This window comes from Paenibacillus sp. FSL H8-0283 (assembly GCF_045040675.1).
Lineage (GTDB): Bacteria > Bacillota > Bacilli > Paenibacillales > Paenibacillaceae > Paenibacillus > Paenibacillus amylolyticus.
In genome coordinates, this window is the sequence record NZ_CP150295.1 from 1,467,662 (window position 1) to 1,489,518 (window position 21,857).

Annotated in this window: 18 protein-coding genes; 13 read left to right on the plus strand and 5 right to left on the minus strand. The window is 45.4% G+C overall.

Annotated features, from left to right (window positions below):
• Window positions 1–134 precede the first annotated feature (134 nt).
• Window positions 135–839: a hypothetical protein gene (locus MHI52_RS06525; protein WP_017690195.1), complete on the plus strand. Its 705-nt coding sequence runs from the start codon at window positions 135–137 to the stop codon at window positions 837–839.
• Window positions 840–960: 121 nt separating this feature from the next.
• Entirely contained in the window at window positions 961–1,962 is a 1,002-nt protein-coding gene (locus MHI52_RS06530) for a YafY family protein (RefSeq protein ID WP_288991167.1), read from the plus strand.
• A gap of 57 nt (window positions 1,963–2,019) precedes the next feature.
• Here MHI52_RS06530 and MHI52_RS06535 read toward each other — a convergent pair whose 3' ends face one another.
• Entirely contained in the window at window positions 2,020–2,691 is a 672-nt protein-coding gene (locus MHI52_RS06535; protein ID WP_017690193.1) for a 3'-5' exonuclease, read from the minus strand.
• Window positions 2,692–3,126: 435 nt separating this feature from the next.
• On the opposite strand from MHI52_RS06535, the gene MHI52_RS06540 reads away from it, so the two are divergent.
• Together MHI52_RS06540 and MHI52_RS06545 are read left to right on the plus strand one after the other, a co-directional pair.
• Window positions 3,127–5,073 (plus strand): FAD-dependent oxidoreductase, encoded by a 1,947-nt coding sequence (locus MHI52_RS06540; RefSeq protein WP_315373371.1) that lies wholly within the window; start codon window positions 3,127–3,129, stop codon window positions 5,071–5,073.
• A 370-nt stretch (window positions 5,074–5,443) separates the two neighbouring features.
• Window positions 5,444–7,228, plus strand: a complete 1,785-nt coding sequence (locus tag MHI52_RS06545) for a proline--tRNA ligase (RefSeq protein WP_282322221.1) — start codon at window positions 5,444–5,446, stop codon at window positions 7,226–7,228.
• Between the two features lie 597 nt (window positions 7,229–7,825).
• On the opposite strand, the gene MHI52_RS06550 is transcribed toward MHI52_RS06545, so the two are convergent.
• The 3 genes from MHI52_RS06550 to MHI52_RS06560 all read right to left on the minus strand — a co-directional run bounded on the left by MHI52_RS06550 (window position 7,826) and on the right by MHI52_RS06560 (window position 10,700).
• The gene (locus tag MHI52_RS06550) at window positions 7,826–9,625 is read right to left on the minus strand and encodes a 5'-nucleotidase C-terminal domain-containing protein (RefSeq protein WP_405158698.1); all 1,800 of its coding nucleotides are present in this window, start codon (window positions 9,623–9,625) and stop codon (window positions 7,826–7,828) included.
• Between the two features lie 172 nt (window positions 9,626–9,797).
• On the minus strand, window positions 9,798–10,214 hold the full coding sequence (locus MHI52_RS06555) for an ImmA/IrrE family metallo-endopeptidase (RefSeq protein ID WP_017690190.1): 417 nt from the start codon (window positions 10,212–10,214) through the stop codon (window positions 9,798–9,800).
• Between the two features lie 42 nt (window positions 10,215–10,256).
• The gene (locus MHI52_RS06560) at window positions 10,257–10,700 is read right to left on the minus strand and encodes a helix-turn-helix domain-containing protein (protein WP_082219000.1); all 444 of its coding nucleotides are present in this window, start codon (window positions 10,698–10,700) and stop codon (window positions 10,257–10,259) included.
• A gap of 830 nt (window positions 10,701–11,530) precedes the next feature.
• Between MHI52_RS06560 and MHI52_RS06565 the strand changes: the two genes are divergently transcribed.
• From MHI52_RS06565 to MHI52_RS06600, 8 genes are all read left to right on the plus strand, one after another.
• Complete coding sequence (locus MHI52_RS06565) at window positions 11,531–12,013, plus strand: ArpU family phage packaging/lysis transcriptional regulator (protein WP_253506193.1); 483 nt, start codon at window positions 11,531–11,533, stop codon at window positions 12,011–12,013.
• Between the two features lie 42 nt (window positions 12,014–12,055).
• Window positions 12,056–13,780, plus strand: a complete 1,725-nt coding sequence (locus MHI52_RS06570; RefSeq protein WP_405158699.1) for a GAF domain-containing sensor histidine kinase — start codon at window positions 12,056–12,058, stop codon at window positions 13,778–13,780.
• Between the two features lie 18 nt (window positions 13,781–13,798).
• Entirely contained in the window at window positions 13,799–14,533 is a 735-nt protein-coding gene (locus tag MHI52_RS06575; protein WP_169480232.1) for a response regulator transcription factor, read from the plus strand.
• Window positions 14,534–14,721: 188 nt separating this feature from the next.
• Window positions 14,722–15,297, plus strand: coding sequence for an NADPH-dependent FMN reductase (locus MHI52_RS06580; protein WP_405158700.1), 576 nt, complete (start codon window positions 14,722–14,724; stop codon window positions 15,295–15,297).
• A 47-nt stretch (window positions 15,298–15,344) separates the two neighbouring features.
• A complete protein-coding gene (locus MHI52_RS06585; RefSeq protein ID WP_076327336.1) occupies window positions 15,345–15,803 on the plus strand; it encodes a VOC family protein in 459 nt (152 codons plus the stop codon).
• Window positions 15,800–16,435: a VOC family protein gene (locus tag MHI52_RS06590; protein ID WP_405158701.1), complete on the plus strand. Its 636-nt coding sequence runs from the start codon at window positions 15,800–15,802 to the stop codon at window positions 16,433–16,435. Before MHI52_RS06585 ends, MHI52_RS06590 begins: the two co-directional genes overlap by 4 nt.
• Window positions 16,436–16,728: 293 nt before the next feature.
• A complete protein-coding gene (locus MHI52_RS06595) occupies window positions 16,729–17,688 on the plus strand; it encodes a hypothetical protein (RefSeq protein WP_405159365.1) in 960 nt (319 codons plus the stop codon).
• 947 nt (window positions 17,689–18,635) lie between these two features.
• The gene (locus MHI52_RS06600) at window positions 18,636–20,486 is read left to right on the plus strand and encodes a DUF4127 family protein (RefSeq protein WP_405158702.1); all 1,851 of its coding nucleotides are present in this window, start codon (window positions 18,636–18,638) and stop codon (window positions 20,484–20,486) included.
• A 4-nt stretch (window positions 20,487–20,490) separates the two neighbouring features.
• Here MHI52_RS06600 and MHI52_RS06605 read toward each other — a convergent pair whose 3' ends face one another.
• A complete protein-coding gene (locus MHI52_RS06605; RefSeq protein ID WP_405158703.1) occupies window positions 20,491–20,835 on the minus strand; it encodes a DUF3139 domain-containing protein in 345 nt (114 codons plus the stop codon).
• Window positions 20,836–21,257: 422 nt separating this feature from the next.
• On the opposite strand from MHI52_RS06605, the gene MHI52_RS06610 reads away from it, so the two are divergent.
• The gene (locus MHI52_RS06610) at window positions 21,258–21,845 is read left to right on the plus strand and encodes a DUF3238 domain-containing protein (protein WP_405158704.1); all 588 of its coding nucleotides are present in this window, start codon (window positions 21,258–21,260) and stop codon (window positions 21,843–21,845) included.
• Window positions 21,846–21,857 lie beyond the last annotated feature (12 nt).

Sequence of the window (21,857 nt, forward strand, 5' to 3'; positions counted from 1 at the left end):
TTGAGACGGATTTAGGGATATAAAACTAATATATTGGAAAAATTTAATGAGAACATGTGTTCCGTGACAATATAGTGTCCATTCACCCTGATAACTTAGAAGATAATACACATAAATCGGGGGAGAGACTACCAGTGAACTCAGTCTTTGAAGTATCTTATTCGTGGAATAAAGAGGCCATACCGACAGGGGGAGCCGACCCCGTATATATGATGGTAGAGTGGCGTAACGGTGCCCCTGCCAAAAGACTTAGGAAAATAGCACCCAAAATTGTATCAAGAGATTTGGAACTTTTGCTCAAACCGGAATATGGAGTACAGCTAAAAGGCATTTATGGATGTCGTTCCAAAGAAACGGATATTGGCTGGTTATTGAGGCTTGGGGATATGTACAAGGGAGAAAGTAAACAAATTTTGCTTGAATTCGTCATGGGACCCCGTGTATCAGGAAAAGCTGCCGTATGTTCAGCCTACTGGAGCACAAGGAAGTTGAAGCAAAGTCAACGTGTATTGTTACGAAGAGAACAGTTGTATATTCAGTACACCAGTCATCTGGGCATGCTGCGACAGCCAGAAGATCCCAAGGTGGAAAAGACGATCAAATTAAGTGAAACGGTACCCTTGATCAAACAAGCCCTGCGCGCCTACGAAAGAGGCCGGGTTCAAGAAGGAAGTAATATGTTACGTCGTCATGCTGATGCCTTGTTAATTGAAGCTGCGCGGAAGCAAGATCTGGACTATTACGCGGAAGCCGAGATCGTTGAAAAGTTGCGTTATCACTATGAGATCACGTTTACAACAGGATATCATGATCGTGAAAAAAAGATATTAGGGGAATAGGGTTGATTTCAGATGTTAACGGTATAGAGAGAGTCTACATATTTGAAGGTGAAGTTTAGGAGAAGGTCGAATGTATGTATCAATATCATATTAAATAATGGATGGAGTTGTATCAAATTTATTGAAACAACATCGTGGAGGGTCCGGCAAAATGACAGACCGACTAATCCGATTAATGCGCATTATAACGCTGGTGCAGGCGAAGCCAGGCATACTGGCACGTGAGCTCGCCCAGCGATGCGAGACGACGGAAAGGACGATATACCGCGACATGGAGGCCCTCAGTGCAATGCATATCCCGATCGCCAATATGGGACACGGGCAAGGGTACATGTTTATCAGCCAATTTGCCATGTATCCGCTAAATTGGTCTGATGAAGAAGCCCAAGCCTTCATGCATCTTGCTGAAGTTATGGAGAATATTCGTCCTTTGCTGAAACCTGCTTTTGAGAGCGCTTATGAGAAAGTGGTTGCTGCGAGTCAGAAAAACAAAACAGAACGAGTGGAATGGTCGGAGCAAATTAGTGGATTGTTCAAAGCGGGATTGCCCGCATGGCAAAATGAAAACAACGATTCGCAGAATCAATCCATGATTACCCTGCTTCAGGCTGGCATTTCACAGAACACCATTGAAGGGGAGTATCTGTCTCAAGGTAAAAAAGGGATCGTACGTATAGATCCTTACTGTCTTATCCCTCGTGAATACAGATTTGAGCTGTTAGGGTATTGTCACCTGTCGGAGAAACTTCGAATATTTCAGGTGAGCCGGCTGCAAAAGATACGAATATTGCCACGCACGTTTCGCAAAGAGGATTATCTGATGCAATCGCACTTCCGCATTCCTTGGGCATACGAGGGAAGTACGGAGTGGACTGCGTTCAAAATTCGATTTGCACCCCATGCTGTGGAGCGTGTGATGCAGGAGCAATTTTTTTTACGACCCATCCTAACCATTGAACCGGAAGGTAGCCTGTTATTTGAAGCCATATTAAGTGATGTTGACGAATTTCTTGTATGGATATCTAAATATGGACCTGATGCGGAAATTCTCGAACCGGAGATCTGCCGCATCAAGATGAAAGAACGTCTAAACTATTGGCAACAAATGTACAATAAAAGTTGAGATTAGAATGCCACCTATCCTAAGCCAAAACACGATTAAGTACTGTGCTGTGGACGGTTACTCTTTGGTTTTGAAAAGGCTTGCCAGATTGCCAAATGGAGATTCTTTCTCTTCATCTTCTGTGGAGCTGGAATAAACAACCTTGGATGTAATGCCCTCATCATCGGCTGCACAGTTGTTTTCCAGAGTGAAACGGTCAAATTGATGCATAAACACCTTGGCTGTATTGATGGCATCATCCAAGGCACGATGCTGGGTACCATCAAATTCAATTCCGCAGATTTCAAGAGCCTGAGCGAGTCCGAGTTGACGGAACTTACCTTCTTTACGAACGGTGCGGGACCATTGTTGCTGGAGATCGTTATGATTGGTGATCCAGGCCACATCAAGTTGATGGGTGCGACAATGAGAGATCAGTTTGCTGCGGTCATCGGGTCCCCAGGAACACATGTAATAGGGGTCACTTCCCATCCAGGCGATGAATTGATTCAGTGCTGCCGGAAAAAGAGGGGCTGCATCAATATCTTTCTGTGTGATACCTGTAAACTGAATCGTGTCAGTGGAAAGAACAGACTTATTGGAAGGACGAACATACGTATGGAACGTATCCGTTACGACCAATCCATCCGCACTTTCCGTAACTTTGACGGCACCGATATCAATAATTTCAGAAGAATAGCGAGTATTGCGGCTTACCGTGAATTCAAGATCATATATGATATATGGCATAGGACAAGCTCCTTTATCGATTAATACCTGTGATAGATTTCTATTTCTCTATATTACAGGGAACGTGCTGCCATGTCAGCCATCGCCAGAGAATTCATTGTAGTCAGGATGAACGGACAGTCTGAGTGTTTAATGATCTTTCTAATGCATTTCCGGTTTTGGTAAGTCTTTACTTCGCCAAAAGTGGTCGTTATAATGAGGAAAGTTAGGGACTTTCCTATGTTTTGTTTGTATTTATGGCAACATAAAAGTAGAATTTTACGTCTTATTATCAGAACTTCCTAACACGGTTTGAAGTGTTGGGGAGTTTTTTATTATTTATAGCATACTCATGTAGGAAAGGAGAAAAAGTTAGTCGGTTGTTGGTATAACATAGGAAAACTACTTCACGAGTTAGTATTATTGAATTTAAAGTACATATGGAGGTTTGTTTCTTTGATTAGTAGAAAATTGAAAATAACAGCAATTATAGCCAGTGTGTTTATTGTTTTAATGAGCGCTGCATATGGTGCATTCTATATTTGGAACAAGAATTATAAATTTAATAATAATTATGTATGGCAGCCTTTGGAGGACGTGCAATCTACACTAAACCTGAAAGATTCCTATAACGTTATTGTAGCCGGAACGGATCCGGAAGGTATTACTGCTGCCTTATCAGCTGCTCGTAATGGGATGCGTGTATTGCTGGTGGAAGCAAGAGATCGCAACATGTTGGGAGGATTGTTGACCGAGGGAGGTCTTAATACGCTGGATCTAAATTATTCCCCTGAACAACCGCAGTTATTGAGTAGTTTGCGGCAGCCTGACTTTTTGAACAAAGGTATCTTCCAGGAATGGTTCGACCAGATCGAGGGTAGTTCATTTGATACCAATACAGCGGCTAACATTTTCTATCGGATGGTTCGTTCTGAACCTAATATTGACCTGTTGATGAATGTTAAGGAATTAGTCCCCCTTACTGAACAATCTACGGGAGATCACACGACAATAACGGGTATGAGCATAACTAAAGAAGATGGAACAACTGTTCAGATTTCAACCCGCTCCATCATTGATGCAACGCAAGATGCGGATATTGCAGCCGCTGCAGGAGTTCCATACTCCATAGGTAGACAAGATATTGGAGATGGTAAATCCAAAATGGTCTCTACGCTTGTATTCAAGTTAAGCGGTGTTACTGATGAGGTATGGCAAAAGTTTAGGGAAAGAGAGGGAACCGGGGTTGATAAGATGAGTGCTTGGGGGTACGGTGATGCTAGAAAATATGAATCCTCCAATCCACAACATATTAAGATTCGAAGTCTGAATATCGGAAGACAAAATGATGATACAATCTTGATTAATACGATGCAAATCTTTGGGGTAGATCCGTTAGATCCGATATCTGTGAAAAAAGGTCTGGAAATCGGGCGTAAAGAAGCCCCACTAATTGTTGATTTTCTGAAGAAAAATTATGATGAATTTGCAGGGCTAAAATATGCTGGAACAGCAGACGAGCTTTACGTGAGAGAATCACGTCATATCTATGGCGAGTACCGATTAACATTAGCTGATGTCATGGAAAATCGTGATCATTGGGATGCCATTGGATACGGCTCATACGATATTGATATTCAGAGCACGAGTGTTGGAAATCCCGGCACGATTATGTTGAGTCCGATTCAATATGGTGTACCTTTTCGCTCGCTTGTACCGCTAAAGGTTGATGGTTTGCTCGTCGTTGGACGTGCAGCAAGTTTTGATACAATCCCACACGGTAGTGCAAGAGTTGTCCCACTGGGAATGGCAGAGGGAGAAGCAGCAGGAGCGGCGGTTAAGCTGGCATATATCCATAAGGAGTCCTTCCGCGAACTCTCAACTTCCGAAGAGCGAGCATCTGAATTACGTAAGATGCTGGAGAATCAGGGGATGGATCTGAAAGTACATCGTTTCGAACAGCCTGATTATATGGAGCATAAGGATTACAAGGGATTGCTGGCTGCAGCGAGTATGTATATGACTTCAGGCAATTATAATAACGATGGTTGGGAACTGGATAAAGGAATGAATCCAGAACGATTTTTAAGTAAATTGAAAAGAATGCAAGCGATGTTTCCAGAAGCCTACACAGGTAGTGCTGACCAAGCTCTAGCAAATATGGAGAATGCCGTAACCCTACCTTTAACGTTGGATCAGGCTGCGTATATGTTATGTCTGGCAATGGGATCTTCAGAAACGGAAACTTCACTTGAACAGGCACTTGCTCATTTGCAAACACAAAACTTTATAAGTGCCGACACGCTTGCTGGCATTGCTGACAAGAACAATCTTACAAATGGGGATGCGTTTATGCTCATTCGTGATGTAGTGGAGTATTATTCTGGAGTTGTATTCGACTAATTGGTTGACAATTACTTGTAAATGAACTAATGTGGTCAAAAATGATAACAGCGTTATAACGAGGACATGATTGTGCAAGCCAGCTTCAACAGAGAGGGAACAGTGTGGTGCAAGGTTCCTGTAGCTGCTTCATAAATTCCTACCTCGCGAGCTGCGGAAGAGAATGCCCATACAGGGTTGCAACCTCCGCCGGCAGGGCCCGTTATGCCCCGTAGGACTGCACGTTACAGATCGCATAGGTTGCGAACGGATTAATTTGCAGTTAAATAAGGGTGGTACCACGACACATTCGTCCCTTGACGGATGTGTCTTTTTGCTGTTTATGCGCCGTATTTGATAACAAAAAAAAGAAGATTAGGAGTGTGTTATGATGCGTCAAAGTGAAATGCTTGTCCCAACATTACGTGAAGCGCCAGCGGAGGCAGATGCAGCGGGACATCGCTGGTTACTGCGTTCCGGCATGATTCGCCAACTGGCAGCAGGGATATACAGTTACCTGCCCCTTGGACGGCGTATATTGTTAAATGTTGAACAGATCGTTCGTGAAGAGATGGATCGTGCTGGATGTCAGGAAGTGTTACTGCCGATTATGCAGCCTGCGGAGTTGTGGGAAGAATCCGGAAGATACACACAGTATGGTCCCGAATTGATGCGTCTGAAGGATCGTCATGCACGGGAATTTGCTCTTGGACCAACACATGAGGAAGTCGTAACCGCTTTAGCGCGGGACGAGGTGAGCTCGTATCGTAAGTTGCCATTCACCCTGTACCAGATCGGAACCAAGTTCCGGGATGAGCGCCGTCCTCGATTTGGATTGCTGCGTGGTCGTGAGTTCATCATGAAGGATGCGTACTCTTTTGCTTCGGACTGGGAAGAGCTTGATCGGACTTATCAGGCTATGAACACGGCGTATAGTCGCATTCTGGAGCGTTGTGGTCTGGACTATATCCGTGTTGAGGCGGACGCAGGAACGATTGGCGGTCAAGGAGAAACACATGAGTTCATGGCTCTTGCTGATGTGGGTGAGGACACAATTGTAACCTGCAAACATTGTGGATATGCTGCAAATCTGGAGAAAGCGGATTATCAGACTTCTGGAGATATGGAGAAAAAAGAAGGAAGCTTGGAAGTTCCAGCTGATTCTGCGAATGCAGACTCCGCGCTTCAAACGGATCAACATTCAGGAGTGGAAACCGTAGTACGTATCTCGACACCTGGCGTTCGTACGATCGCAGAGTTAACCACTTTTGTGGGCGAAGGGGCTGAAAATATGATCAAAACGCTGGTTTATGTGGCGGATGGTCAGCTCGTCGCTGCGCTTGTGCGTGGAGATCATGAATTGAATGACATCGCATTGAAGCAGGTGTTGGGGGCAGAGGAACTGATCCTTGCAGACGATGCAGCCATTGCGGCACATCCAAATCTGAAGGTAGGATTCCTGGGTCCGATTGGACTAAATCTGCCGATGGTGGTGGACGCTGACGTGGCAGTGATGAAGAGTGCAATTACAGGAGCCAATGAAGTGGATGTGCATGTTTCCGGTGTACGCCCAGGGGTTGATTTTGCATTGGAGCGAGTAGAACGAATCCGCTTTGCTGCGGAAGGGGATGCTTGTCCAACATGTGGATCGCCACTTGTGTTTACCAAAGGTATTGAGGTTGGACACATATTCAAATTGGGAACGAAATATAGTGATGCCATGGGTGCTTCATTCCTGGATCGTAATGGTCGCCAGTGTGCGCCAGTCATGGGATGTTACGGCATTGGCGTATCCCGCCTGATGGCTGCGATAGCTGAACAGTATGCAGGAGATGAAGGCATAAGATGGCCTGCCGCTGTTGCGCCTTATGATGTGCATCTGATTACAGTAAGTTGGAAGGATGAGCAGCAGCGTCAGCTCACCCTCGAACTGGAACAACAATTGATCGATGGCGGTTACACGGTATTGGTTGATGACCGGGATGAACGTCCAGGTGTGAAATTCAAGGATGCGGAGCTGATTGGATTGCCTGTGCAGATCGTTATTGGCCGAGGAGCAGCCGAAGGACAGGTCGAACTGGGGTCACACGCACTTGCAGCAACAGGTGAATCGAAACGAATCGGGTTGACTGCACAGGAAGCTGTGCTTTATGTGAAGGAACAGCTCACTTCCTAAATTCAGGGGAATCGCTAATTATATGAGTTCATATAATAGTACCGAATATGATGCGGTAGCTGATTTTGATTGCTAAAATTTCAATGTGAGCATGAAAAAGAGGGCTATAGGCATAAAATTTGGTAGGATTTTATGAGTGATATCATACGAAATAACTATATTTGGATAGTTGTATTTAGTATACAAATGATTTTATGATTAAGGATTTGAAGATGATCATACCCAGGCGGATTTATGTGCAAGTATGCAATGTTGAGAAGATAGAGATGTCGAAATAAAAGTACAATAACCGCATGAACACGGTCATTCCGGAGAGTTTTTATATAGTTCGGTGTGGAAGGCACATGATGAAGTTGGTCCGTAAAGGCCAGGCTGGGATTTATTTTTGCCTCAGATGATTGTCAGGATCAGCAGGATATGTCCACAGGAAATGTTCAAGTATCTGATATGGATTGATGTTTAAGAACGGAGATACAAAAGGGTGTCCCCTTAACCAGTAATCTGGCTTTGGGGACACCCTTTTAGTTATGACAAGATAGATCGGTATGCTGATGCACTATAAGCGGTCATGCCTATATGCACTTTGCTTTGCTGAGCTTAAGAAGCTGCAGGCAATTTCAATTGTTGACCTGGATAAATCCAGTGTGGATTTTTGATATTGTTCAGCTTTTGCAATGCCTGCCAAGTTGTGCCGTATTGTTTGGAGATAGAGTACAGGGAATCTCCGGATTTCACAACATGCAGTTTGGCTGGAGCTGGTTTGCTCGGCGTTGGTTTAGACGGTTTTTCCGGTTTTGGTGTTTCTGGTTTTGGCTTGGTTGGAGCTGGTGTTTCTGTTGCCGGAGTTTCCGGCTCTACTGCAGGTTTTACCGCTTCACTGATCCGACCATCTGTTTTGATGTCTACAGCGCCAAGCTTCTGCATGTAATTGATCAATGCTTCGTCCAGCGCGCCATACATACCCGTAGTTGGATATTTGGCAAACATGTTATATTCGTCACCACCAACAGCTGTGAAATCATTCGTTGCCAGTGTATACGTTGCTTCCGGATCAAGGGCTTTATCGCCCACGGTTACGGAATGTACACGGCTACCTTCTGCAGCGGAAGTATCGATTTTGAACTTGATACCAGATACTTGCGGGAATCCACCGCTTGGTTCAGGGTAGGAAGCTACACCGACTTCAAGGGCTGCCAGAATATCGGACCCTTTCACTTCAAGGGTTACTACTTGATTACCAAAAGGAAGCACTGTGATGATATCACCTTTGGTTACGATCCCTTTTTCGATGGAAGCACGGATACCACCACCGTTAGTCAGTGCAATATCGGCTTTGCTGACATCACGAATGGCATCTGCAAGCAGGTCACCCAGGTTAGTTTCACCTGCACGTACCTGTTCACGTTTACCATCCAGCAGAATAGCTGTATTGGCTACTTCTTCTTTCAAAATAGGTTCTTGTTCTTTTTGAATGGAGTTCACGAGAGTCGCGACTTTCTCATTTGGTTTGATGTCTTTTGCTTCCGTTTCATCAATTAATGTTGCTTGTTTCTTTGTTACTTTACCACCGTCTACCCATAGATCGATGACACCTACATAGTTGGTGTATTCTCCTGCACTTGCTATCAATGTTCCGTTATCGGATACAAGGCCATCTTGCAGTACAGTGTGACTGTGACCATCGATGAATACGTCGATGCCAGGGACTTCTTTAACAACTTTAAAGCTAGTATCGGTGCTGGACGCGTCTTGTCCAAGGTGTCCCAGTACAACAACAACATCTACTTTGCTGCGGATTTCGTTTACCAGAACTTTAGCTTCCGCATATGGATCTGTAATATCAAGACCTTCTACGTTTTTTGGATTCGTTTTGTATAACGTTTCCGGTGTAGTCAAAGCGATGATACCGATCTTCACGCCATCTACTTCTTTAATGAGATAAGGATCGAAGAGACGTGTTCCGTCTTTTTTCTTCACATTGGCACTCAGCATGGGAAAGTTCATCATGTCTGCCAGTTCGATCAGACGATCTGAACCATAGTTGAATTCGTGGTTACCCGGTACGATGGCTTGGTACCCCATTTCATTCATGACTTTCACGATGCTCTCACCATTCACAAGAGTGGCAAATGTTGTACCATGCACAGCATCTCCAGCATCGAGCAAGAGTGTGTTCGGGTTTTCGCTACGATATTTGTCAGCGATTCCAGCTACTTTGGCAAAACCCATAGCAGGTGAAGATTCAACTGCACGGGCATGCGTATCATTCGTATGTAGAATGGTAATGTGTTTACCTGTGCCCGGAGTGGTATCCGTTGCAGCTGCGGCAATACCTACACTGCCAAACAGCAAACAGACCGTTAGCAGAAGTGAAACGTAATTCTTCCAGATTTTCATATGATTCCGAAACCTCCCAAAATAATAATCTACTTGAGCATTTACACAGCTCAAATAGTATTTTAACAGACTATTATTAGGAAATCTCGCGAATTACGTAAAAATAAGTAACCTGAAAGTGACATGTAAATCTGCTGTTGGAAAATATAATCTTCAGAAAGAACATATGTTCTTAAAGAGTGTAAAAAAAATGCTGCGCTTCACGTGGCAGTCCGGTACGCAAACAAAATTTCTCCAAAGATTCATCCGGTTCAGGCATCACTCCGGAGGTCAGCAATTGAATGGCAAAACGGTTAGCCTGTCTTTCCAGCTTGCCTGGAGCAAAATAGGAATGTTCCTCCAGAAAGAATCGATTAATACCTTTATGAAGTCGGTCGTGTCCAAGCTCATGGGCGCACACGAACCGTTGCCACTCCGGCGGCAAATCATTGTGTATGACGATAAACCTGCGCCGGAGCTTGCGAAAGTACAGTCCCTTGGTGGACTTCCCCAAATTGGTGAAACGAATCTGTATTCCAACCGCGCGGGCAATGCTGAACGGGCAGTTGGTCCGGTGTTTTCGAATCAGCTTTGTTACGATGTCATCCATATGATCTCACCTGCTGCCTCATTAAATTCAGTGGGTCATGCCTCATGGGCGATTGTCCGATTCGTCTGTCTTTTTGCGTTTGTTCATCTGTTTCGCTTCCCAGAACAGACCTGTCAGCACATCCTTGATTCGTTTCTTGTCCTCTTCATCGAGTGGAATACCGTCAAACATCAGATCATCATCGTCCTCCAGCATCTTTTTGAAATCACGACGGTCTTTGTATGTAGCCCATTCCGGTACGTCCTGAAGTTCAGCGGCACTCCCTGGTTCAATATAACCAGCCTGCTTCATCATCTCTGTATAGGGCACCGAGAGTGCATCTGAAATCTTGCGGATGGTCGCTGGTTTTGGCACACCCCGGACCCCATTCTCAATACGTGAAATTTGTGAGTTGCTTATTCCAGCTGCTTCGGCGAGCTGATTGATGCTGTATCCCTGTTGCTCGCGCAGTTGTTTCATATAAGGACCAAAAGCGTGCTCCACAATTATGCCAACTCCTTCGATTCGTACAAGTGCTTGAGTTATAAAGAAGGCAGTTGGATGGGGGAGGTAGGTGTGCGTTCAATGCCCGTTTCGGATTCGGATCGTTCTTTTGATCGCTGTTATCCCCAGATTTCCTATTTCCCTCTCTAAAGGGAGAAATCCGGGGATAAAGGCGAACGCTTCGCTTCTTCAGAATCGATTCCGTCTCCTTCACTGCGTATGCGCGTGATACACACCTAAGTCCCTTCCCTAAAAATCTCAGTGGCTTCTTTATAAAAATCAAATGACTTGTACGGAAGTTCATTAATTAAACAGTACTATAACGTATATATACCATTAGGTAAAGAGATATGAAACAATTATGCCAAAAGGCATAGGAAATGAGAGCGAAGGTTTTATTTTATCGTCAAAACGAACCAAAATGGAGGTTTACTCCGATCTCCAGAAAGTGGTATCCTCAAATAGAAATACGAACACTATACGAACAAAATGTAAAGTTGAGGCAGAACGTGTGTTTTGTAATCACCTTCTGAAAAGTTGAATTCCCCGGATTATAGCAGTTTGGAGTGATTCCAAAAGGCAACAGGGGAAAATTGAAAAAATGTCGTTACTTTTTTAGGGAACTGGACAACTCTATGGATAAGAGCGTTTTGCCATCGTTCACGATTGCAAAACAATTTCATGTGAAAAATTGAATGAGTGATATGAGTTGAGAAATGAAATTGCTAAAGATGAAGTGGTTGCATGTTTAACTAGGTTGTCTGTCATCGGAGTGATCATGCGAAACTATTAGAAATTTATTTTATAAAGAATACTAAAGGAGGAAGATAAATATGGAATTGATGCTACCCGAATTGGACCGACGCAAAACGCAAACAGCTGTTGAAGCTGCGCTGGAAAAATACCGAATCTATAAAACCATTGCATTTGAAGAACGAGAGGTTATGGTGACGGCAAGTTACGCCGAGCGTTTCCACGGTGCAACCAATGTGACGGGGGATTCCACGGCGAGAACGGCAATCTACAATGTGGACTTGCAGCGCGCGCGTCAGGCATATTGCGATACGATTGATTTTGTTGTATCCCGGCTGAGTGAAAAGGAACGTGTACTCGTCTGTGAACGATATCTGAAAGACGATGATGTGTTTGACTATAAAGTGTATAACCATGTGTTTGATCCGCCTGTCAGCAAGGATACGTATACGAAGATTCGTACACGTGCTTTCTATAAAATGGCACTGGCTCTGTCAGATCGAGGTCTGATTAATATGGAGCCTTTGTCTGTGTCCCGCAAAGAGCGACAGAAGCTTGGCTGAGTGAGCGATTGAAGAAGTTGATCCTTTAATATCCAAGGTGGATTGGTTACAATAGTTGAACAAACCACAGTTGGTACAGCCAAAGGAGAGAAGTCTGCCATGTCGGAAGAAGTCGGAATGCAGGAAATGATCACGTTGAAGACAATCGCGGAAACGCTCAATACGTCCAATGATCTGAACTTAATGCTGGATACCGTGGTCGGCAAATTACTGGAGTTGACCGGATTAACGGCAGGCTGGATGTTTCTGATTGATGAACGTGGAGACTATACCTGTGTTTCGGATTACAATCTGCCCCCGGCATTACTGCGTGAAGATAAAGAGCCCATGCGAACGGGTACCTGCTGGTGTGTGAACCGCTTTAAGGACGGTCAACTCAATCATGCGGTCAACATCATTAACTGTAAACGGCTGGAGGATGCGGTGGAATTCCAATGGGGAGATACCCATGATATTACCCACCATGCAACCGTCCCGTTAAGGTCAGGTGAGAAGATGCTCGGCCTGCTCAACGTGGCTGCGCCAGCCAAGGAACATTTCAGCGACAGTGAACTGGCGCTGTTACAGGGCGTGGCATACCAGATTGGTAGTGCGGTAGAGCGGATGAGATTGTATCGCACGGAGCAGCGACGAGCTGATCTGTATGCCAAGCTGGGGGAGTTCAGCACGGCCTTGGGTCTTGCAGTGAACGAATGCACCAATTCTGATGCTTTTTGTTTAAAAGTTGTACAGCTGCTTGGGCAGCATTATGATTGGCCTTTTGCTACAATCATTCAGCAGAAAAGCGGAATGTTCGTTTTGCAGGCAGCCTATGCAAATGATACGGTTCGAACGTTATCAGGTACTCCGTTATCTTCCGAAGTGACGAGCCACATTAACCATGTAATCAATAGTCATCGTGTAACATCTCTGTCTGGGACAGAGATCGCTGAAATATTTACCCTGTGCAAGCCTGACCAGACTACGAATTCCATTGCCTCGGGAATTGCTGCTCCACTTCCGTACCATACGCCGGGAGAAACGGGAATTCTGGTGATCGGAATAGGAACATCAGGTCCTGCACAGGCGGACCGTGAAGTGCTGGAGGCATTGGCCGAACATATTGCGGCCTCATGGGAGAGTCTGAAGCTGGCGGAGAATCGTCGCGAACTTGCACGAATGGAAGAGAGAAACCGGTTGGCTCGCGATCTGCATGATTCGGTTAATCAGATTTTATTTTCACTATCGTTAACGGCTAAAGGTGCGGAAAGTATGTTATCCGGCTCCGAGCAGTTGCTCCCGGCAACGGAAGCGTTGAAGGATATTCGGGCTTTGTCTCAGGAGGCTCTCAAGGAAATGCGCGCATTGATTATGCAGCTCCGTCCCGCGGGACTGGAAGCAGGGCTGCTCCATGCACTACAGGAATACGGCACCAGCCAGGGTCTTCAAGTGGTGACGAATCGGACGGGAATGCGGTCTTTACCACGTAATATAGAAGAAGCATTGTGGCGAATCGGACAGGAAGCGCTGAATAATGTACGGAAACACGCGGATGTTCCTTCTGCTGAGGTCACCCTCAAGTTAAGTAATCATGAAGTGGTGCTCACTGTCACAGATCAGGGAAAAGGTGGTGCGAACAGGCCAAAAGCGTCGTCTGGAAGCTCCCTTGGCCTGTCCATTATGAAGGAACGGGCTCAATCGCTCGGAGGCAACTTAGAAATAGTGAGTTCTTCCCGTAAGGGAACGACAGTAACGGCAGTCATTCCACTTCCGTTCGAATCTGTATAAAGTCAGGGGGAAGAAGAGATGCCGATTACGATTTTGCTCGCAGATGATCATGCGATGGTGAGACGGGGGTTGCACGTTTTTTTGACGACACAGCAAGACATGAAGGTTGTGGGCGAAGCATCGAACGGACAGGAAGCACTGGCTCAGGCGGAAGCGTTAAAACCTGACGTGGTATTAATGGATCTGCATATGCCGGTCATGGACGGAATCGAAACAGCCAGAAGGCTGCGCACGTTATTGCCAGCAACGCGAATCATTGTGCTCACCTCGTTTTCGGATCAGGATCATGTCGTTCCTGCTGTTCGCGCAGGAGTTAAAGGATATCTACTCAAGGATATTGAACCGGAGGATCTGGCTGTAGCCATTCGCAATGTGCATGCAGGTCAGGTGGAATTGCATCCTGCCGCAGCAGGTCAATTGATGCATGTGATGGCTTCATCCGATTGGTCCATAAATGAACAGCAACCACAGCATATACTGACAGATCGGTCAGCAGACAATCAACATCAGGAGCCAAAGCAGAAGGGGAAATCAACTGAAGCGTCTCTTGGCGGACTGGATATGCTCACTCGCCGTGAACAAGAAGTCTTGGGGCTGATTGCTCAAGGATTGAGCAACAAGGAAATTGCAGTTCAATTGGTCATCACCGAAAAAACGGTCAAAACCCATGTCAGTCATCTGCTCGACAAACTGGGGCTGGCAGATCGGACGCAAGCGGCTCTTCATGCCGTAAGAAATGGCTGGGTCGTGTGACCAATTCCGACATATGTTCATACTTAAGTCGTATAAACTCAACCTAAAGGTTGAGTTTTTTGGCATTTCAAGTTAAGTCTATCTGCTGACGATTTGGATGCAAAAGAAAGGTAAGATAAGAGTAGAAATAACAGATCGGTTGAAACATGAGAGTTTGAATTATTAAAAAACCAAGGAGAGTGACATGAATGAATATTGTTATTTTGGCAGGAAGCAATCGGAACAATGCAACCAGTACACGTCTGGGAGAGTATGCTGTGGAGATTATTCGCGGTCAGGGACATCAGGCCAGCCTGTTTGATCTGTATCAGACACCACTCCCATTCTACGCACCAGATGAAAAACAAGCGGATCATGAACATCTGGCAGACCTGAATACACGTATGCTCGCGGCTGATGCGATCATCCTGTCTACACCAGAGTATCACGGCAGTATTAGCGGTGTGCTCAAAAATGCACTGGATCACCTGAGTCAGGCTCATTTCAGCGGCAAGCTCGTCCTGTCCATCAGCTCCTCTGGCGGAGCGGTGGGGGTAAGTTCGCTTTTACAACTGCAAGCGATTGTTCGCAATCTGCATGGCATCAATGCCCAGGAGTGGATATCCATTGGTGGTGCGCAGCGCAGACGATTCGAAGCGACATTTGACGGATATGAAGAGTACGAAGGCAGTCAGGATATAGAGGACCGGGTGCAGCGGGTTATTGGATCGTTTTTAAATCTGGCACAGACGTTAACGAATGCGCGGAATTCAACCATGAGTTGAGAACCAAGGAAGATGAAAAATCGGAAAAGGAAAAGAGGTTGAGCATTATGATTACTGGCATATTTGAAACACATCTAAACGTGACGGATCTGGAGAGATCCCATCATTTCTATGAAACGGTCCTTGGTTTACCTCATGCCTACGGGCAGAAAGAACGTGGGAACTCCTTCTACTGGATTGGTGGAAAAGGCAAAGCCATGCTGGGATTGTGGCAAAAGGAATCTTCCGAGGTGAAACGTCAGCACTTTGCTTTTCATGTATCTCTGGAGGATATGAAACACGCGGTGGCTCACTTGGAGAACAAAGGGATCAAGACACAGAACTTCCTGAATGATGATATCGGTGAACTGTACGTCTTCGGCTGGATGCCTGCGGTATCTGTATATTTTAAGGATCCAGATGGTCATTTGCTTGAATTCATCGCCATGCTCCCGGATGAAGCGAAGCCTGAACTCGGCATGGTGCCGTGGAGTCAGTGGGAGGAGATGCAGGAGAAGACCGTATGATGATTGAAGAATTACAGTTATATACAACACGGATGGAGGACCTCAAGCATTTTTATCGTGATACGTTGGGAATGGAGGTGTCCAATGCGACGGATCAGGCCTTCAACCTGCAGGTTGGAAGGACAAAGATGATTTTCAAAACGTGTGAAACAGATCGTGAGCCCTTTTATCATGTGGCCTGGTCGATTCCGACGAATCGGTTCAAGGAAGCGAAGCAGTGGGCTGCATCACGTGTTGTTTTAAGCAGAGAAGGAGATCGGGATGAGACGTACTCTACTAATTGGAACTCTCATTCTCTCTATTTCGAAGATCCAGCAGGCAATATTATTGAGCTGATTGCTCATCATCGTATTCAGAACGAGAGTGACCATGACTTCTCGACTCAAGATATATTACAGGTGTGTGAAGTTGGACTGGTGACGGAGGATGTTCTGTCTACGGTGAATGAGCTTCATCAGATTGGACTCACGCGCTGGGGTGAGGTTAGTGATACCTTTGCTCCTGTAGGAGATGTGCACGGTCTGTTTATTGTGGTGAGGAAGGATCGGACGTGGTTTTTCTCCAAGCAAAAAGCACAGATCTATCCGCTGGAAGTATCCATCCGTGGCGTGGGCAAGCTTCGAATTGGCTAAAGATTGTATTCCGGGGCAAAACAGGCATATGTGGAGCATTTCCATCATGTTATAGAAGTAAACGCTTTATTTAATAATTAGGATATATAAGTTGAACTAAATTTACACGATAACGGAGAGGACAGAAAAAACCTGAAAAAGCGAAGCTGAAAGCTTTCTGAAAGAAAGCTACTTCGTAAGCATAATCTCACATTTATCACCGGATTTTCCCTTAGGAAAGGGGATCGAAAAAAAATCTGGGGATAACAGTGATTGGAAGGTTGTTCTGTCAGGCTTACAGATGATGAAGGGTGGTGGCAAGCTTGGATCGACGTTTGTTGGAAGATGGACTAGCGATTATCGTTTCCAGTCGGGAACGTACAGGAGATCTGTGGCACGCCCATTATGGGGCGGGTGCGATTGCGGCATATTTTTGGTTGCGGGAAAATCGTCTCACTGCCCTTGCCGCCGGCAGTGTTACCGCCGAAGCAAAAGCCATGCTTCGCCAGCATGGAATCAGCCCTGGTCAGACCTCTCCGATTGGTGAGATGATGCCCAGGGAAGATGCCGAGGCGTGTATTACGGACGCATTGGATCGAACGATTGGAGAACTGCACTGGGTTGGACACCAGGCCATCTACGGGGCAATCAGTCTGAAAGCTATTCGCGAACTGGATGGATGGGGTACTGCGGAGGATATTGGTCGGCTGGTTGAACTGATCGATTCATTCGATCGAACCATCCCGGGAAGATCCTGGATGAACACAACGATGAAAGAAATTCGCAGTCTGAAGCCGGAAAACAGCGATGGTTTCCCTGAGATCGAAGATCCAACGCAGTTGTCACGCCTGATTCTGGATGAGCTTGGTGCGTTCCAGACTATCTATCACGCGGAAGCGCATCATGATCTGATCGGTCATATGCTCACCTATGGACATGCGCTTAACATATTATATGAATTGGGTTATCCGGCATTATTCCACAAAGGCATTCCGCCCTTCCTTATCATGGTGAAGGCACTACGCTTAAGCCGAGATGTGGATATTGAACAGGAGATGCCGACATTGCAATCACCCGTAGACCTGCTGCCACTAGAACGGGCGGAACGATCAGTGGCGCTCCCTCATGAACTGGAATATTGGCTCACCGACAGACGTTCCCGTGACTGGAACGGAGGTCATGTATTTAAATTCCCGTTCAGCTTCTATCACCATGCGAAGAACGGGGAGCACGTACCGGGAACATGGGAAAATTTTCGTTATATCATCGGGTGAGATAGAGCCAACAATATGGAACAAACGATATAGAACGAAGGATATGGAACCAACGATATAGAATCAAAATGAAGAGCACTTGCCAAAGCTGGCAGGTGCTTTTTGGTGTTCTAGCGTTAATATTCCAAGCTACTAAAAGCCGAAGCGGATCCGAATGTGTCCGGAGTCTGCAAGCGCACTGTATCCAGAATCTGCGAGACCATTCGCTACATGTTCGAGAGCGCACCCTTCATTTACGAGCCCATGTCCTTCATGTGCGAGAAACGCTCGTGATATCGTAAAAGGCGGATTGTCTCCCTTCTCATGCAGAGCCCTGCTCCAGATGGATTCGAGGTCTCCCCTCCGGTTTGCGGTTGGAGCAAAGCCTAGAGGCGTGAGAGCTAACGAATCGGAGGCGTCTTATTCAAGGATTTGAAGCGTCTGTAGAAATCTAAGGAACCTGAGACAAGTTATATTAGAATAAACAGCCATTTTCAGCGTTAATGTCAGGTTTTTTAGAAAATAGGGTGTCTGATGTTCCTTATAATTTAAAAAGAGAACCTGAATACCAAATAAGACGTCCCACGTTCCTTAGAAAATCATCTATCCATTCGCCAGAATTAGCGGACTGGGACTTCAAGCTTTTTGGACACGGCCACCCATCATTCTAGAATCCATCATCGTATAGCTTGCTTGAATTGGAGGATATCCTTTATTTTTATTCAGATTAAAATTTACAATTAACCGCCATAGAGACGACTATATTCAGGCGTAATTCATCCCAATTACCATCAGTGCGAGTGGGAAAAGGCGGTAAGATGGTATTATCGGATCAGCAGCAAGGAAGACACACCGACAGCTCATACGCTGACGTACAGCCGGCCAAGGGGCCGTTTTTTAATTCGGTGATTGCATCCTTGCCCTGATCGGGTATTAAAGACTAAACAGATAACAGGAGGCTACGTGATATGAAAACAGTATTGTATGTTCCACTGGATGATCGTCCAGCGAATCTGGATGATGTGATTGTGCAAGGGAAAGCAGCCGGTATCCATATCGTTACACCAAACCTGAGTGATATTAAGAATCGTCTGGACTCGGAGAAAACCGTAGATGGCACAACGCTGCTCGGCACCTCCACGCCGGTTTATGGCAAACCGTCCAAGATTCACGACTTTATTCTGAAACATGCTGCCAAGGTCGACGGATTCATTATCTCATCCGATATGCTCGCTTATGGCGGTCTGATTGGCAGTCGTCAGCTCCGCGGAGATGGAGGGGGTGCCTATCCAGAATACGATGAGGAAACTACTCGTTTGCTGGATGTGATTCGCGTGATCAAGCAGAAATACCCACGCAAACCTGTATTCGTAATGGACACGATCATGCGTTTGGCTACGACCTCGTTTGCAGATGGCTTAGCGCTCGATGCGTATAATGAGTCCCGTGCGTTGATGCAGCAGCCACGTCAGACATACACTGAGTTTGAGGATATTATTGAAGGTTATAACCTGTCCCCGGATGGAGTGGAATATGGGACAACGACCTATTTTGATAAAGAACAGTATTACAATACAAGACAGCATAAATTCAAAACAAATCTGTACATTCTGGATCAGCTGGCTCGCACAGGTTATATCGATTTCCTTGCAGTTGGAGTCGACGATGCCAACACGCAGGGTGTTCAGATCAATGAAATCAAATATGTAGAAGCGCGGATCAATGAATGGCTGGGTGGAACCAATGGGCAAAATCCGGATCGAGCTATCGTATTGCCGGATGCGGATGGTCTGGGGCACGCTTTGGTTGCTCGCATGGCTAACCAGTTGTTCCGAGGCGGGGCGAGGACACGTTACGCAGTGAAATATTTTGGTCCTCACGGCAATACCATCATTAACACGTATGAATACATGGATGTACACGAGAATGTGGTTCGTCATGTGGATATTGTAGGTGGTGTGCTTGTAGCGGATTCGGCATATCCTGAACCGGATGTGGTGACGGATGTGGGTGCTGGCTTGGAAAATGAACAGCTAGTGGCTGTAGCAGCCGATCAAGTTGTCCCGTTTGACATGACCTCCGAACTGGATCGTATGACGAAGGGTCACCCAGGTAATTCCGGGGAGAACACGGGCATCGACATTGAGATTATTGCCATTACGGCTCTGGATCAGGTGCAGGCTGCGTTGGAGCAATTGACGCTGAATAGTGAGCAAGGTCTGCCTTCGGTATTGATTGATTTTGTAGGTAAAGGACCAGCCAATGTTGATGTTGCTGAAGCGTTGCTAAACAGTCCATATACCGGACGCGTTCTGGGATACAGTGCCTGGAATACACCGGGTAACAAGATCGGTATTGCTGTAGGTATGGGGCAGTCGAGGTACGCGTTGATCACAACAGAGAAGCATGAGCATAAGTTGCGAGATGCTATGAATGCGCATGGCTCACTGCTGTTTAAGCGTTTCCTGAAGGATTACTACTACAAAGCGGTAGCGATTGCGGACATCCGCACATATTCCCGAGCCCATGCGCTGTATACCAACGTAGCTACCCTTTCGGATCAGAATATGTTGCTGTTCAACTCAGAGGAAGACTATGCCCATTTGCAAACATTGCTCCGTGATTTGATGCAGACTTATACCACCGCACTTGCGAATAAAACAGCCTTCCAGACAGGCAATGTGGCGATTAAGCAGATCTGTAATGACGAATTGTCCTATGCGACGTATAGCAATGCGCTGCTGGAATATACGAATCCTGATTTCATCTGGGGCCGTGCATTTGAGATTACGTTGAACCCGCAGGTTACGCTGAACTAAACTGTTATCTCACCATGGGTTCCTCATGTTTAGGGTAATCACTGGTATGACTGTACTGCTTAATCTCTCCGTTGTTAAAAATGATATATTGGTACTTCGCTTCGAGTTCATCCGCGAATGTTACTGAGGCACCGTAAGGTGCTTCAGAGCTTTTTGAAGAGTAGGTACCTTGTACTTCAATAAGCTGTTCTGGTGAATAACCTTTCTGTTCAATAAGGTAAGTGGTTATCTGTTGTTCAGCATCATTTTTCTTGAGCGGATTACCAAACAGTCCGAAGTAGGCCCAGCAGGATATCCCGAGTATAAATGCTAAGACAGCCAGTGAAGTGATCTTGAATGTTTTACTCATAGGTATTTCTCCTTCTTTTACGTAAGCGACAATGAATTTGATAATGAAATTTTAATATATTTGGATAAATTCATCAATTAATTGATCTTAAAACTTACTTAGATATTCTTTAAAATGATGATTCCAGAATCGTCTTTTTTCCACCCGAACGGCTCCCTTAATCGCACCGAAGTCGTACGGAACACCATCCGCGCTAGGAATGAAAGGGTGTAAGATTGTATTATCGGATCAATAACAAGGGACGCACCGAAAGCACATACGCTAATGTAAAGACCGGCCAGGTGGCCGGTCTTTTTGATGCGGTGAAGTAGTCCAGTTACTGGTTCGATAGCATTTGCTTACGATTTCAAATAGAGGAGGGTAGAAAATAAAGGTACTAATATTTCATACTTTAAAAAAACGAAAAATGGAGGTTTTTTATAATGGCAAATATCGTTGAAGTCCGTTTCGCAGCATTTATTCCTCAGGCTTGGATTGAATATATGCGTACATCTCAAGTGATAATTCAATATAATGGTAATAATAGAGATTTTACGTATAATACAGAGAATCAACCTGAGCTTTCGAAGATGGTACAGCATATGGTAGTCGATTTCAGCTCTAAGGAAATTAAATATTTTAAATCTACGGGCTCAACAACAGAAAGAACGGTCGAGATCTCCAGTGGGAAAGTATTGCGTCAGGCACACGGCCATGCTCCCGATACTGGTTTAACCATTTCTAACAAAGTGATTACAAGCTCATCTGCTTCGTTCTCACTCCGAGCTAGTGCGGCTAACCCATTAAATGGTGATGCTCCTCCAATTGATTGGGAATACTCGGTAACCGTTACTAATCAGGGTAAGGTTACAGTGAAAGGAAGACATGATGGGTACCCGGCTCATGAAATTTATAAACGAGTTGACAAGGGAACTCCTATCAGAATTTATACGCATGATCCTCGTGTAACAGGAGATACACCGCTATCCTTATTTGGTTCAATGGAAAGAGAGGTTAACAAAACAGTATAAATAAAAGAAAGC